Genomic DNA, 14418 nt, shown 5'->3' with positions numbered 1-14418 from the left:
AGTTTGAAAAAATGGTTTGCAGTCATAGGTGATCCAATTGCCCATTCATTATCACCTTATATGCATGATGCTTGGCTACAGGAGCAAAATATCAATGCAAGCTACATTCCTATTCATGTGAAGGATGGGAAGCTAGAGGACGCTATCGAAGGTTTAAAGCTTCTGGGGTGTAGTGGATGGAATGTAACGGTACCATATAAAGAAGCCATCATTCCTTTTTTGGACCGCCTGGATGAATCAGCTGCCAAAATTGGAGCTGTAAATACAGTCGTCAAAACCGATGAAGGGGAATTCGTGGGCTATAATACGGATGGATTAGGGTTTATCCGTTCGCTTGGAGTAACTGACCAATCCAATAAAATATTGATGCTCGGTGCAGGCGGGGCAGCTAGAGGAATTATATTTGCCTTTAAGCAGCTGGGATATAAAAATCTATCCGTTGCAAATCGGACATTAGAAAATGCAAAAAAACTTGTAGATGAGCTTCAATTTGGTCAAGCAATTACATACCTAGAGGCAGAGGAACAATTACAATCGTTTGATGTCGTTGTTCAAACAACTCCTCTTGGTATGAAAAGTAAGAGTAAAGAGCTTCCTATTCAACTAAAAGGTATTAAAGAGTATACAATTGTTGCGGATATTGTATATAATCCTTTAGTTACCCCTTTTTTAGAGGAAGCAGAAAAGTACAATGTTCGAACAATTAACGGTTTAGGTATGCTTGTCCATCAAGGTGCCTTAGCTTTTTCATATTGGAACGGAAGTTATCCGAATACAGATGATATGATTCAACGATTGACAGAGCAATTAGGAGGATAATTATGTTAACAGGTAAACAAAAAAGGTTTTTACGTAGTCAAGCTCACCATTTGTCACCAATATTTCAAGTAGGTAAAGGTGGCGTTAATGATGCAATGACTAAGCAAATTAGCGAAGCGTTGGAAGTACGTGAATTGATCAAGATCAGTATTTTACAAAACTGTGAGGATGAAAAGCACGAGGTGGCAGAAGCACTTGCAAAAGGCACTAGAGCAGAGCTTGTCCAGTTAATCGGTTTAACGGTTGTTTTGTACAAGCAGTCTAAAAACAACAAACGAATTGAGCTTCCAAAAGTGAATCGTGCATGACAAAAAAAGTAGGGATATTGGGGGGGACTTTTAACCCTCCACATATTGGCCACTTAATCATTGCAAATGAAGTGTATCATGCACTTCATTTAGATGAAGTAAGACTGATGCCGAATGCTATTCCTCCACATAAATCAAAGGATACAAGAGTTACTTCCGAACAGCGATTAGAAATGCTAAAGCTTGCTATTGAACAGGTGCCATATATGGCTATTGAAACGATTGAGCTTATTCGAGGGGGAACCTCATATACTGTTGATACGATGCAACTATTAACAGAACAAGAAGCAGACACCGAGTTTTATTTCATTATTGGCGGAGACCAGGTAGAGTATTTATCTAAATGGCACCGTATTGACGATCTTTTAAAATTAGTGCGTTTGGTTGGTGTTGCAAGACCAAATACCTCTATCGTGTCTGCATATCCTATTATTACCTTAGATATTCCCCAAATCGATATTTCTTCTACTGTCATACGGGAACGACTGAAGAATGGAGAAACAACAAAATTTCTAATTCCTGCTCAGGTTAGAGAATACATTCAAAAGGAGAATCTGTATGAAATTTGAATCTATGCTTCTTCAAATGAAAGACAGAATGCCAGAGCGCCGTTTTATCCATACGAGAGGTGTAGCCGAGACAGCTACACAGCTTGCAGCTAAATACGGTGAGGATATAGAAAAAGCTGAAATTGCTGGCATATTACATGACAGTGTAAAATATGCAGAAAAGTCCTGGCTGAAAGAAATAATTATCTCAGAGCAAATGGACCCGATGCTTTTAAATTTTCACCATGAATTATGGCATGCTCCTGTGGGAAGCTATGTAGCAAGGCAGGAGTTTAATATTGAAGACGCGGATATTCTTAATGCTATTCAGTATCATACGACGGGCCGGGCAGGGATGTCTAACTTAGAAAAAATCGTCTATATTGCAGATATGATTGAACCTAGTAGAAGTTTCCCTGGAGTAGAAGTATTAAGGGAAATTGCAAATCAAGATTTAGAAGAAGGGATGCTTAGTTGCGTCCAGCACAGCATGACATTTTTGATCAAAAAAAGACAGCCGGTTTTTTCGGATTCATTTCATTGTTATAATGACTTGATACAAAAGAGAGGAAAAGTGAAAGAATGACTTCAAACAAATCATTAGTAGAAATAGCTTATAAAGCGGCAGACGACAAAAGAGCGGAGGATATTGTAATTTTAAATATGCAAGGCGTATCTTTACTTGCGGATTACTTTCTAATTTGTCACGCTAACTCAGATCGTCAAGTTCAAGCGATTGCAAAGGAACTGTTTGAACAAGCAGATAAAGCTGGATTCAATGTAAAACGTATGGAAGGCTTCGATGAGGCTCGTTGGATATTAGTTGATATGGGAGATGTGGTAGCACACGTATTCCATAAAGATGAGCGCTCTTATTATAACCTAGAACGTCTATGGGGCGATGCTCCAATGATTGAAGTAGGACATGACGCATAATGTCTACTTACGACCAGTTCGCCTTCATCTACGATTCGTTGATGTCAGATATACCATATGATAAATATGCAGAATGGGTGCTGGCTAAAGCACCTATTTTTAAAAATAAACGTTTAATGGACATAGGCTGTGGCACAGGTGTACTAAGTGTCAGCTTTGCAAAAGCTGGATATGAAGTAATCGGCATTGATTTATCTGAGTCAATGCTGACAGTTGCCCAAAGTAGAAGCACCGAGCAAAATACAGATATAACGTTTTTGTGCCAGTCTATGACCGATATCGATGGAGTTTCCGATTTAGACGTTGCAGTGATAGCGATAGATTCATTAAACTATCTGGAAACTTTAGAAGAGGTAGAACAAACCTTTCTACAGGTCTATTCTGCATTGAATGAAGAAGGTCAGTTATTCTTTGACATTCACTCGGAATATAAAATGAATCATATCTTTCCTGATGGACCATTTACATATGAAGATGAGCGGGTAGCTTATATATGGAACACGGAGCAAGGAGAAGAAGAACATTCTATTTACCACGATATTACTTTCTTCGTCCGTGATGCTGCATCAGGCTATTACGAAAGATTTGAGGAATCCCATTATCAAAGAAGTTTTCCTCTTGAAGTTTATATAAAACTTTTAGAGCGTGTAGGATTTTCGCAAGTTTATACGGAAACAAATATTTTTGACGAACAGCCCACCGATGAAATTGAAAGATATTTTATACGTGCAGTGAAATAACTCTTTTCAAGAAGAGGTAAATTTGGTATATTTTGTACATCTCCATATCATTTACCTCTTTAAGAAAAGAGGCTGATGCATGATCCCCAAGATTAAATCTAGTAAGCTTAAAAAGCTGATACTCCCTATTGGAGTATTAACTCTCCTAGTGTTTCTATTTCTTCAAAAGCAATTTTTTTCAGCTGTCCCCTCGGCTGAACCAATACAACCCTCCCTTTTAGACGATACAAACTTACAAGAAACTGTAGAAACAATAAACATTGAAGAAGATAACTCCATATTTATAGAAGTTAAAGGAGCTGTCCAAAATCCAGGAGTCTATGAACTCGAAAATGGTGATCGGGTGTTAACTGCTATAGAACTAGCGGGTGGGTATTTGCCTGAAGGTGATAGTAAAACAATTAATCATGCTCAAAAAGTAGAAGATGAGATGATAATTTATGTCCCTTTAGTTGGTGAAGAGGTTGTAACCCCTGCTAATTCCGCTACCAGTTCATCAAAAGATCAGCTGATCAACATTAATAAAGCAGATATACAAGGCTTGACCTCTTTACCAGGAATAGGTCCGGCAAAAGCTGAAGCCATTATTTCTTATAGAGAGGAAAATGGTGGTTTTAAATCTGTTCAGGATTTAATGGAGGTTACTGGAATCGGTCAAAAGACTTTTGAAAAGCTTGAAACTTATATCACTGTTAAATAATAGGCTTGATTGAAGTTTATCCATGAAAGATTTAAACTAAAAGAAGTATTATTTAGGGGGTATTTAATATGGAGAGAATTACATGGGATCAATTTTTCATGGCACAAAGCCACTTATTAGCACTAAGAAGCACATGTACGCGTTTAGCAGTTGGAGCTACCATTGTAAGAGATAGAAGAATCATGGCTGGAGGATATAATGGGTCCATATCGGGTGGGGAGCATTGTATCGATGATGGATGTTATGTAGTTGATAACCATTGTGTTAGAACGGTGCACGCTGAGATGAATGCACTTTTACAATGTGCAAAATATGGTATTACAGTCGGTGGAGCAGACTTATATGTGACCCATTTCCCATGCTTACCTTGTACGAAATCAATCATTCAAGCTGGTATTGCAAGATTGTACTATGCGCAAGACTATAAAAATAATTCCTATGCAATAGAATTACTGAACAAAGCAGGCGTAGAGACCATTCACGTGCCCTTTGACGAGCGTAAGATTGATTTCCTTAGTGACGAGAAGGTAACCCTTTATATGGAGCTTATAACGAAGCTAAGGGACAAGGGAGCAAGTGAGGAGGAACTTCTGCCTTATGAGAGGAAGGTGGCAGAATTATTCGGTTTGGAGGAATCCAAGGTAATGTAATATATGTAGCCTTGTCCATTTTACTTGCTACTCTAGCAGCATTTGAAACGACAAGGCTGCTAATCTTATTCGTGCTATTATTCTGTTGGTTTATTTATAGGCAAATTTCGATAATGTTAACTATTACTATTATTTCTTTAGGCTTCTTTACTTTTTTTTATGTAGATCATATAAATCCAGAAAAGGTCGAACATAAGGACGTAAAAACAATTACTTGGACGGATAACTATCGTATTAATGGGAGATTTATAAGAGGCTTTGCTACTTCAGATACAAACCAAAAGTGGTATGTTCAGCTAAAAATATTAAACGAAGACGATAAAGACTACTTTTCTAATAACTCTTTAACTGGTTTGGAGTTACAAGTTAAGGTGGAAAAAGCTATAGAAAGACCAACTTCTCATAAATATGCTTTTGACATAGAAAAGTATATAAAGAGTCATGGGGCTATTGGTCAAATAGCCGTTGAAGAATATAAAATGTTAACTTTGAAGACGGGATTTAGAACTTATATGGCTAAACAACGCTTCAAACTAAAGCAGCATATCCAACTTACTTTTCCAGCAAGCCTCCAAGCCGAAGCAGAAGCTTTACTAATAGGTAGCAGAGAAAGTATGCCTCTAGATCTTCAGGATGCATATCTGACCCTAGGTATCACTCACTTATTTGCAATCTCTGGTTTACATGTGGCATTAGTAGTGATGTTGCTCTATGAAGTAATGGTGCGTCTAGGCGTTAGAAGAGAAACCGCAAATTGGCTTCTAATTTTAGCATTACCGTTATACGGATTTATTGCAGGAGGAGCTCCCTCGGTATGGAGAGCTGTATCTGTAACAGAAATTTTGTTGATCAGTAGTCTTATAAATAATAAGTTAATCATATCAGATGCATTTTCTTTAAGTTTCATTTTATTTTTGTTTTCCTCTCCTTGGGTTGTTTATCAAACAGGCTTCCAATTATCCTACTTAGCTGCATTTTCACTAATATTTTCCTCAAGCTTGTTAAGATTAAGCAACAATCCTTTAGTTCAGTCCTTTCTTATTACAGCTATTTGTCAGCTGATGGTATACCCTCTCTTAATCTATCAATTTTATGAGATTTCTCTTTCTTCTTTTTTAGCCAACCTTTTGTTTGTTCCTCTATTTTCATTTGTTATACTACCAATTAATATTTTTGTGCTCCCATTGACATTTCTTTCTCCCGTAATCAGCAATATTATTTTTCGAATCTATGAGCCACTACGAATTTGGCTAGATGACTTCATCATTTTTTTAGGTGCATTGCCATTTCAAATGTGGAATCCTGGACAGCCTGAGCTATGGTTAGTCGTGACTGCTTATATAAGTATTTTTACTTTTTTCATTTTAGTAGAGAACAAATCTAAAGTGTTTCTATCACTCTGCATTCTTTTTGTACCAATCGTTATACTCCATTTATCTCCCTATTTTGATACTAAAACTAGAATAACTTATTTAAACGTAGGTCAAGGGGACTCTATTCTTATCGAAATGCCGAAAAGGGAGAAGGTTATTTTAATTGATGCTGGTGGTTTATTAAGATTTGATCAGGAAGAATGGATGGAAAGCGAAAATGTGTATGAGGTTGGTAGACAAGTCGTAGTCCCTTTTTTAAAAGGGAGAGGTTTCAGTAAAATTGACGTGATGATTTTATCTCACGCAGATGCAGACCATATGGAGGGAGCAGAGGAAATTCTTCAAGAGATAAAAGTTGAGGAAGTACATATTACTCCAGGTTCTTATGAGGAAGATGCTATGAAAGACTTAAGAGAAGAAATTAATAAGCAAAGAATCTCAGTTTTTGAGAAAGGGGCGGGAGAAGTGATTGAGTCGTCCTATTATCAGCTTATTTATTTATATCCAAAGGATGTAAACTATGAAGGAAATGATGATTCTTTAGTGCTGTCTATGAAAAATGCATATTTCAAGGGGTTGTTTATAGGAGATTTGGAGAGCAATGGAGAGCGAGTGTTAGCTACAGAGTATTCCAAGCAGATTGAGGGACAAACCATACTTAAGCTGGGCCACCATGGAAGTAAAACTTCTAGTACGCAGCTTTTTTTGGAGAAAGCTAATCCTAAATTTGCCATAGTATCGGCCGGGTTGAATAACCGTTATGGGCATCCGCACCCTGAAGTTGTAGAGCGTCTTAACAAATTGGACATACCCTATTTTCAAACAGGGAAGGATGGGTCTATTGAGGTTATAATAACGAAAAAAGGGGAAGTAACTATTTTTCCACATTAGAATAGAGAAAAGGGTCTTGTCTATAAATTAGACAAAACCCTTCTCATGTATTATCGAGCAAGAAACTCAATAACTACTGCAATTACAAACATAATTGTAAAAAATCCAAAGGAGACTACAAAGCCTACGCCAGAATCGATCGCGTCATTACGCTTCGACTGTACATTTTGCTCAAATTCATTCATTGTTACCCCTCCTATTTCCACATAATTATATAGGATAGCGAAAAAAAAATCTACACACAAACTTTTCTTTTTCGCTATAAATACATAATGTCACAAAGTTTTCACTTCAATTGCGTTATAATAAATATACTAATGATGAGCAAGGAGATTCAAAATGATTTCAGAAAAATGGATGCAAATCTCTAACGGTAAAATATCAAACGTCTATTTATTATATGGCACGGAAGCATATTTTATCGAAGAAACAATAAAAAAATTAAAGAATAAACTCGAAGAAGATGGAGAAGCAGAAGTCATTTACTTCGATTTAGAGGAAAAAAATATTGAACATGTCATTTACGAGGCAGACACACTTCCTTTTTTCTCTGAGAAAAAGTTAATAATCGCCAAAAATGCATTTTTCTTAAAAGCCTCGGAAAAAGGCAAAGAAAAAATTGTTCACGATACTGCTCTACTAGAAAATTGGCTTAAAGATCCTTCTTCTACTGCCATTGTTGTGTTTGTAGCACCTTATGAAAAGCTGGATGAACGCAAAAAGATAACTAAAGCTATAAAGCAAACAGCAAATGTGATTGAAGCTGCTGGTCTACAAATTCATGATTTAAAAAGCTGGGTGTTGCATGAAGTTTCAAATGAAGGAAAAACGATTACAGATGAAGCTATTGAACGACTAATTGAAAGTGGGGGAACAAATTTAGTTCAACTAAGAACAGAAATAGCTAAAATTTCGACATATATCGGAGAAGAGAATGAGATTGATGCAGATACCGTCAAATCTTTACTTGTCAGAACGCTAGAGGAGGACGTTTTCACTTTAGGCAACGCGTATTTATCTGGACGAAAAAGTGAGGCAATGGCGATTTATCATGATTTACTTAAGCGTAAGGAAGATCCTTTGAAGTTAAATGCCTTGATCGCTTCTCAAGTGCGATTAATGATTCAGGTGAGTCATCTTAAGAAAAAAGGCTATCATGCGCAACAAATCGCGTCTCAATTAAAAGTGCACCCTTACAGAGTTAAATTGCTATTTGACAATCCTTTGTTACATCAAGAGGAAAAGCTCTTAAATACATTGAATGACTTGGCTACAGTAGATTTGCAGTTAAAGTCATTGAATACAAATAGAGACCGTATTCTTGAACTATTTTTATTGAAATAATGGCATTGGATTGAAAGATTCTTATGAGTTTAACGGGTAGTATAAGAATAGAGAGCTTGGAAATAGTTCTCCAAGCTCTTTTTTCTATTTCTGAAACTTCTTAGAAAATATGATTTAATGAAAAAAAATAAAGACTGACCGAGTTTGACATCGGAACAGTCTTTTTTATTTACGCTTTTTTCATTAATTGAGCTTTCTTACGAGAAGCTGCGTTTTTATGAATTAAACCTTTAGAAGCTGCTTTTTCAACTTGTTGAATCGCAGTTTTAATAAGTTCTTTTGCGTTTTCATCGTTATTAAGTGCAGCAGTGTCAGCTTTTTTGACAGCAGTACGCATAGCTGATTTTGCCTTTGCATTTTGAGTGTTTAAAGTCTCATTTTTCTTAACACGTTTGATTGCAGATTTAATGTTTGGCATACCTTTCACCTCCTAGTAAGGTCTGAGATGATACATTTTGTTGGTAACTGAATTTATACAACAAGCATTATTTTAACAAACGAAAAAACAAATTGCAATATATAAATGCAAAGAATATTTACTTGACACTTTGAACAAACTATTTTGGAGGTGATTATTATGTGGGGAAGAACAGACTTAATCGATGAATCCGATGAAATGGTAAAGCACCGTTCGGAAAGTCAAAAAGAAACATTGGATAAATCCAAGGGTATAAAATTTGAGGAATCTCGTAATGGCGCTGTATTGGTTACATCGATAGAAGTGGATGCAGAAGGGGAGAAACAGATAGGTAAAAAACAAGGGAAATATATTACCTTGACGGATCTGACCTTAAGTCCAGATGATGAAAAAAGTTTTGAGAATATTGCTAGGACCTTTATTGACCATCTCCGGGATATGCATAAAGAGATTACACTTACAGACCAATCCAAAATATTAATCATTGGTCTTGGAAATGCAACCATTACCCCGGATGCAATTGGTCCAAAAGCAATCGAGTATCTTCAAAATTCATCTTTGACTAATAATGAACGAATAAAGGTAGTCATGTATGCACCAGGTGTTACTGGCCAGACAGGCTTTGAAACAAGCGACTTTGTAAGTGCTATTAGTGAAGCGTTTCAACCGGATTTAATTATAGTGATGGATGCTTTAGCAGCTAGAAATAGCGAGCGTTTATGTAAGACGATCCAAATCACGAATACGGGGATTCACCCAGGATCAGGAGTGGGGAACCAGCGTAAGGAAATTTCTAAAGAAGTATATAACGTTCCTGTCACAGCGATTGGGGTACCTATGGTGGTGGATGGGCCAGTTTTATATGCAGATGCGATTGAACAGGTTATTCATCATGTGGCGGCACGCGTAGAGGAAAAAGGAAAACCATCTTCAGCCTTAGCCGTTACTCCTATGGTTTCTAATAAAACGAATATAGATAAAAAAGTCCTTGAGCCAATATTTGGTGAATGGGTTGGCTGGTCGACGGATGAAAAAAGAAAATTATTTGAGGAAGTATTTGTTGGAAAAAATCCATCCTTATTTGTTACGCCAAAGGAAACAGATTTATGGGTGGAACAGTACGCGTATATGCTTTCTACGGGGATTGAAACCTGGCTTGTAAGTAAATAGGTCGTTCTAAAAATTCTTCTCTTCTCATACGATTGTGTGAGGAGAGTGGAACCTATGACTAATACGTTAAAGAAGCTAACTAGTATTTTATTGCTCTTATTTTTGGCGCCTATTATTATCGCAACAGTCCAAACACCTCTTAGCATGGACATGACAACGGAAAAAGCAGTAGAAAAGAAAAAAGAGGATATCCCGGTTGTTTATGCGGCACAAATTGAAACACCGCCGGTAACTGAGACCGAAACCGAAACCGAAACGGAAGCTGAGGCCGATCCGGTAGCAGAGATTTTGCAGCCGCCACGAAAAGCTTTCGTGTACTTTACCCATTGGCAAGAAGCTTTTAAACCAATTTTAGCTGCCAGCGGAGAAAAAATTGAAATCTATCATCCAGAAAAAAATATTACTAATTTTCAAGAGCAAATTACTGCTCAGTTTGCATTTCATAATGTAGAAACTGATTTTCTAACAAGCGATAATCCACATGGCACAAAAGATTATCACTCGGTTAGACCTTTAGTCCAGAAAGCCTTATCTCAAAACAACTATGATATTGTACTAGACATTCACCGAGACTCTGCAAAAGCAAAAGTGACTACGTTAAAAGTTGGAGAAGAGAGCTATGCAAAAATCATGCTTGTTGTAGGTGGCGAGCATGCAAATTATAAATGGAATGAGCAACTAGCTAATAAACTATCGGAACAAATGAATACAATAGTCCCAGGTATCTCAAGAGGCGTTCTCTTGAAAACTGGAAAAGGTGTAGATGGAGTCTATAATCAAGACCTAAATAAAAACACCATACTTATTGAATTAGGTGGCATTGACAGTACAGAAGTCGAACTAAATAGGACAATTGCAATCTTAGCGAAAGCAGTTTCAAATGTTTTTGATCAACAAAATGCATCCTAACATTGATGTATCGCTTGTTCACTGCTATAATTCATAATAGTTTAATTAGGAGTGAACAAGCATGAATAATGAAGAGAGACTGGCACGACAGAAAAAGATACGAAACTTTTCTATAATCGCCCATATAGATCATGGGAAGTCAACGCTTGCTGACCGTATTTTAGAAAAAACAAAGACGTTAACATCTAGAGAAATGAAAGACCAATTGTTAGACTCTATGGATCTTGAAAGAGAACGTGGAATTACAATTAAATTAAATGCAGTTCAGCTAAAGTATTTGGCACAGGATGGAGAAGAATATATTTTCCATTTGATCGATACCCCTGGACATGTCGATTTTACTTATGAGGTGTCTAGAAGCTTAGCAGCCTGTGAAGGTGCTATTTTAGTTGTAGATGCTGCACAAGGAATTGAAGCACAAACGTTAGCTAACGTTTATCTTGCATTAGATAACGATTTAGAGATTTTACCAGTTATCAATAAAATTGATTTACCTGCAGCTGATCCAGAACGTGTAAAAAAAGAAGTGGAAGAAGTAATTGGTTTAGATGCTTCAGAAGCTGTTCATGCCTCAGCAAAAGCTGGTATTGGTATAGAAGAAATTTTAGAGCAAATCGTGGAAAAAGTCCCTGCGCCAACTGGTGATCCAGAAGCACCTTTAGAAGCATTGATTTTTGACTCATTATTTGATCCATACCGTGGTGTAATTGTTTATATTCGAATTATGCAAGGAACTGTAAAACCCGGAGATCGCATTAAAATGATGTCCTCGGCCAAAGAATTTGATGTAGTAGAAACAGGGGTCTTCACACCTAGAACTACTCAACGTGATGAGTTGACTGTCGGAGATGTTGGTTTCTTAACAGCCTCTATGAAGGATGTTGGAGACTCGAGTGTCGGGGATACTATTACTTTGGCGAATAATCCAGCACAAGTCGCATTAGCGGGTTACCGTAAGATGAATCCGATGGTGTTCTGTGGATTGTACCCAATTGATAACTCTAAATATAATGATCTTCGAGATGCATTAGAAAAACTACAGCTAAATGACTCTGCACTAGAGTTTGAACCAGAATCTTCCCAAGCGCTAGGTTTTGGATATCGCTGTGGCTTCCTTGGATTGCTCCATATGGAGATCATTCAAGAACGTATCGAACGTGAATTTAAAATTGATCTTATTACGACAGCACCAAGTGTTATCTATAATGTAAAGCTGACTAGTGGAGAAACTTTAAAGGTTGATAATCCTTCTATGATGCCAGACGTTCAAAAGGTAGACGCAATAGAGGAGCCTTATGTTAAAGCCTCTATTATGGTTCCAGAGGATTATGTAGGATCTGTTATGGAGCTTTGCCAACGTAAGCGTGGTAACTTCATCACAATGGATTATTTATCTTCTGCTCGTGTAAATATTATCTATGAAATTCCACTATCCGAGATAGTCTATGATTTCTTTGATTCATTAAAATCCAGCACTAAAGGTTATGCTTCCTTTGACTACGAACTTATCGGTTACAAGGAATCTAAACTACAAAAAATGGATATTTTGTTGAACGGGGAAAAAGTAGATGCTTTAAGCTTTATCGTGCACAGAGATTTTGCATACGAGCGCGGGAAGCTGATTGTTGAGAAGCTGAAGGCACTAATTCCGAGACAGCAGTTTGAGGTACCAATTCAAGCGGCAGTCGGACAAAAAATTATTGCACGATCTACGATTAAATCTATGGGTAAAAACGTTTTAGCTAAATGTTACGGGGGAGATATCTCACGTAAACGTAAACTTCTTGAAAAGCAAAAAGAAGGTAAAAAACGTATGAAACAAGTAGGTTCTGTAGAAGTACCTCAAGAAGCGTTTATGGCAGTCCTTAAGATGGATGAGCCGAATAAATAAGTAATACCAAGGTTTAACGTATATTAGTGATTTTGAATAACTAGCATTTGCCACCCTCCTGCCACCGAAATTAGGTTTGGGTGGCAAGTTATTTCAATCCCCATTTCAATCGCATACTTCGCTTACGCATTTCTATATCCAGTCCAATGTGAAATGGAATGTAAAAAGAGTTGTTATCGTAAAGTAAATTGTTATTCTCATTATTAATTCCATGGAGAGCATCTTTAAATCGCTCTCTGTGGTTTTTTTCGTTTATAACCCGGAGTTCTGACATATTGCACAGGGTTTTCGTATATTAGCTTATTAGGATATCCAGCGTGTATTATTGAGTTATTTAATGACGTGTGGAAATAATACGGGTCTTACTTGCAAAACCTTCACTCTTTTATACCATTGAAAAATTTTGAAGAATATCAGGCTTTAAAGCTTTCAACATCTACTTTACAAAAGTAGGATTAATGTGCTTGTTGATGATCCCTTTATAATTCTCGTATGTAAGTTCACCATTACATATTGATTAAACCATAATCCTGTGCGGTCATTTCAGATAGATTATCTTTCATACTATTTGGCATAATAGATTGAAATTTGACGAGCTTTAAAAATAACCTAGAGACAACTTATGACATGTGTTAGACCATCTAAAAATATCTTGTAGGCTGCATCAGTGGCAACAACGACTGGGCGTCCCACCAGGTCGATACTAGGTCTCCCTATTGTCGAATAAAGGTTTTCAACCAATGGATAGATAATGGAAAAATCAATTGCCGCATCTAACTTACGAAAGGGTCTTGTGGTACCAACTGTTCAATAGTCAAGATTTCTAATTGTTCGCGTTCATTGGTTTGATTTTTCGTCATCATATCCATCACCTCATTCATTTTATAGGAGGCCCCGTTGATTGGAGCGAAGAACGGCGACTCCAGCGGGAACAGCGCGAGCTGAAGACCCTGGACTGAGCGCAGCGAGGGAAGCGGCTGAAGCCGTGCCCGCGGAAAGCGTCCGTTCGTAGCGGAAATCAACTCTTCCTCGCGTTACTTCTATTTTTAAAAGAAAAAAGACTGTAGGCATCTTAAAAGAGATGCTTTTTTCTGTGTCACAAAAGCAATTAGCACAATGGGTGAGAGTTCGATACTGGTATGAGCATGGAGAGTTTTCTAAGCTCTCCATGTTTTTTTATTTACTGAGAAGTTTCTTGAAATTCAATATTAACTAATTTACCTGTTTCCGTTGTATATTTAATATTTATAAAAACTCCAAATTCCTTATTGCCATCCTTCATCCACAATTTAAACCTTTCAATGGTTGAATCCTCTTTTGTTTCACTTCCTATATGCAAGTAGTCAATAATAGTCGCATTTGGATATTTAGTTTGTGTCTCCTTTACCGCTAACTTTCCCCATTTCGCGTATGCTGGAACTTGGTCTTGAGCATATGTGCTTGAATACATATTCATGGACACGGTGGTTGCTAATATACATATCCCTATGGCTATAAACGCTTTTTTTATCATCTTCATACCATCTCCTTTTCTTTAAGATGGTTATCTTGCTTAAAATCATTCCAACTTAATAAATAAATCGGAAAATCCAGTGTAACTTCAATAGTTTGAAGGAAGATGAATTATAAGCTATAATTTATGTAGGTAATTTTGGAAAACGGTATTCAAATTAGTGCAATATTTGATGCTTGATAAATAACTAGGAGAAGGAGGCACTATT

General features: G+C 37.0%; 17 protein-coding genes and 1 pseudogene. 13 read left to right on the top strand and 5 right to left on the bottom strand.

The annotated features are described in order from the left end of the window. Window positions 1-3 precede the first annotated feature (3 nt). The 9 genes from aroE (at window position 4) to M3627_RS10410 (ending at window position 6965) form a co-directional block, all read left to right on the top strand. A complete protein-coding gene (aroE, locus tag M3627_RS10450; protein ID WP_169358036.1) occupies window positions 4-819 on the top strand; it encodes a shikimate dehydrogenase in 816 nt (271 codons plus the stop codon). Between the two features lie 2 nt (window positions 820-821). Next, window positions 822-1127, top strand: coding sequence for a ribosome assembly RNA-binding protein YhbY (gene yhbY, locus M3627_RS10445; RefSeq protein WP_169358037.1), 306 nt, complete (start codon window positions 822-824; stop codon window positions 1125-1127). Beyond that, window positions 1124-1696, top strand: a complete 573-nt coding sequence (locus M3627_RS10440) for a nicotinate-nucleotide adenylyltransferase (RefSeq protein ID WP_169358038.1) — start codon at window positions 1124-1126, stop codon at window positions 1694-1696. The genes yhbY and M3627_RS10440 overlap by 4 nt, the downstream gene beginning before the upstream one ends. After that, window positions 1686-2261, top strand: a complete 576-nt coding sequence (gene yqeK, locus M3627_RS10435; RefSeq protein ID WP_251555596.1) for a bis(5'-nucleosyl)-tetraphosphatase (symmetrical) YqeK — start codon at window positions 1686-1688, stop codon at window positions 2259-2261. The genes M3627_RS10440 and yqeK overlap by 11 nt, the downstream gene beginning before the upstream one ends. After that, complete coding sequence (gene rsfS, locus M3627_RS10430; RefSeq protein ID WP_169358040.1) at window positions 2258-2611, top strand: ribosome silencing factor; 354 nt, start codon at window positions 2258-2260, stop codon at window positions 2609-2611. Before yqeK ends, rsfS begins: the two co-directional genes overlap by 4 nt. Beyond that, window positions 2611-3351 (top strand): class I SAM-dependent DNA methyltransferase, encoded by a 741-nt coding sequence (locus tag M3627_RS10425; RefSeq protein ID WP_251555595.1) that lies wholly within the window; start codon window positions 2611-2613, stop codon window positions 3349-3351. Before rsfS ends, M3627_RS10425 begins: the two co-directional genes overlap by 1 nt. 79 nt (window positions 3352-3430) lie before the next feature. Continuing rightward, window positions 3431-4051, top strand: a complete 621-nt coding sequence (locus M3627_RS10420) for a helix-hairpin-helix domain-containing protein (protein ID WP_169358042.1) — start codon at window positions 3431-3433, stop codon at window positions 4049-4051. A gap of 68 nt (window positions 4052-4119) precedes the next feature. Next, a complete protein-coding gene (locus M3627_RS10415; RefSeq protein ID WP_169358043.1) occupies window positions 4120-4701 on the top strand; it encodes a ComE operon protein 2 in 582 nt (193 codons plus the stop codon). A gap of 11 nt (window positions 4702-4712) precedes the next feature. Then, complete coding sequence (locus M3627_RS10410; RefSeq protein WP_251555594.1) at window positions 4713-6965, top strand: DNA internalization-related competence protein ComEC/Rec2; 2253 nt, start codon at window positions 4713-4715, stop codon at window positions 6963-6965. Window positions 6966-7015: 50 nt separating this feature from the next. On the opposite strand, the gene M3627_RS10405 is transcribed toward M3627_RS10410, so the two are convergent. Then, a complete protein-coding gene (locus tag M3627_RS10405) occupies window positions 7016-7150 on the bottom strand; it encodes a YqzM family protein (protein ID WP_169358045.1) in 135 nt (44 codons plus the stop codon). Window positions 7151-7304: 154 nt separating this feature from the next. Between M3627_RS10405 and holA the strand changes: the two genes are divergently transcribed. Continuing rightward, window positions 7305-8309, top strand: coding sequence for a DNA polymerase III subunit delta (gene holA / locus M3627_RS10400; RefSeq protein WP_251555593.1), 1005 nt, complete (start codon window positions 7305-7307; stop codon window positions 8307-8309). A gap of 169 nt (window positions 8310-8478) precedes the next feature. Here the strand turns inward: holA and rpsT are convergent, their stop codons facing one another. Further along, window positions 8479-8727, bottom strand: a complete 249-nt coding sequence (gene rpsT / locus M3627_RS10395) for a 30S ribosomal protein S20 (protein ID WP_169358047.1) — start codon at window positions 8725-8727, stop codon at window positions 8479-8481. A gap of 159 nt (window positions 8728-8886) precedes the next feature. On the opposite strand from rpsT, the gene gpr reads away from it, so the two are divergent. From gpr to lepA, 3 genes are all read left to right on the top strand, one after another. Beyond that, the gene (gene gpr, locus M3627_RS10390; protein ID WP_251555592.1) at window positions 8887-9897 is read left to right on the top strand and encodes a GPR endopeptidase; all 1011 of its coding nucleotides are present in this window, start codon (window positions 8887-8889) and stop codon (window positions 9895-9897) included. A gap of 54 nt (window positions 9898-9951) precedes the next feature. After that, entirely contained in the window at window positions 9952-10806 is an 855-nt protein-coding gene (spoIIP, locus tag M3627_RS10385; protein WP_251555591.1) for a stage II sporulation protein P, read from the top strand. 61 nt (window positions 10807-10867) lie between these two features. Further along, window positions 10868-12697, top strand: a complete 1830-nt coding sequence (lepA, locus tag M3627_RS10380) for a translation elongation factor 4 (RefSeq protein WP_251555590.1) — start codon at window positions 10868-10870, stop codon at window positions 12695-12697. A gap of 436 nt (window positions 12698-13133) precedes the next feature. On the opposite strand, the gene M3627_RS21060 is transcribed toward lepA, so the two are convergent. The 3 genes and pseudogenes from M3627_RS21060 to M3627_RS10370 form a co-directional block, all read right to left on the bottom strand. Continuing rightward, entirely contained in the window at window positions 13134-13211 is a 78-nt protein-coding gene (locus M3627_RS21060; RefSeq protein WP_169358309.1) for a tyrosine-type recombinase/integrase, read from the bottom strand. Window positions 13212-13387: 176 nt separating this feature from the next. After that, window positions 13388-13560, bottom strand: a pseudogene (locus M3627_RS10375) (transposase); the annotation flags it as partial. Between the two features lie 317 nt (window positions 13561-13877). Continuing rightward, the gene (locus M3627_RS10370; protein ID WP_251555589.1) at window positions 13878-14216 is read right to left on the bottom strand and encodes a DUF3889 domain-containing protein; all 339 of its coding nucleotides are present in this window, start codon (window positions 14214-14216) and stop codon (window positions 13878-13880) included. Window positions 14217-14418 lie beyond the last annotated feature (202 nt).

The organism is Psychrobacillus sp. MER TA 171, from assembly GCF_023713305.1.
GTDB lineage: Bacteria > Bacillota > Bacilli > Bacillales_A > Planococcaceae > Psychrobacillus.
Note: the sequence above shows the minus strand (reverse complement) of the source record. Positions and strands in the feature narration are given on the sequence as shown.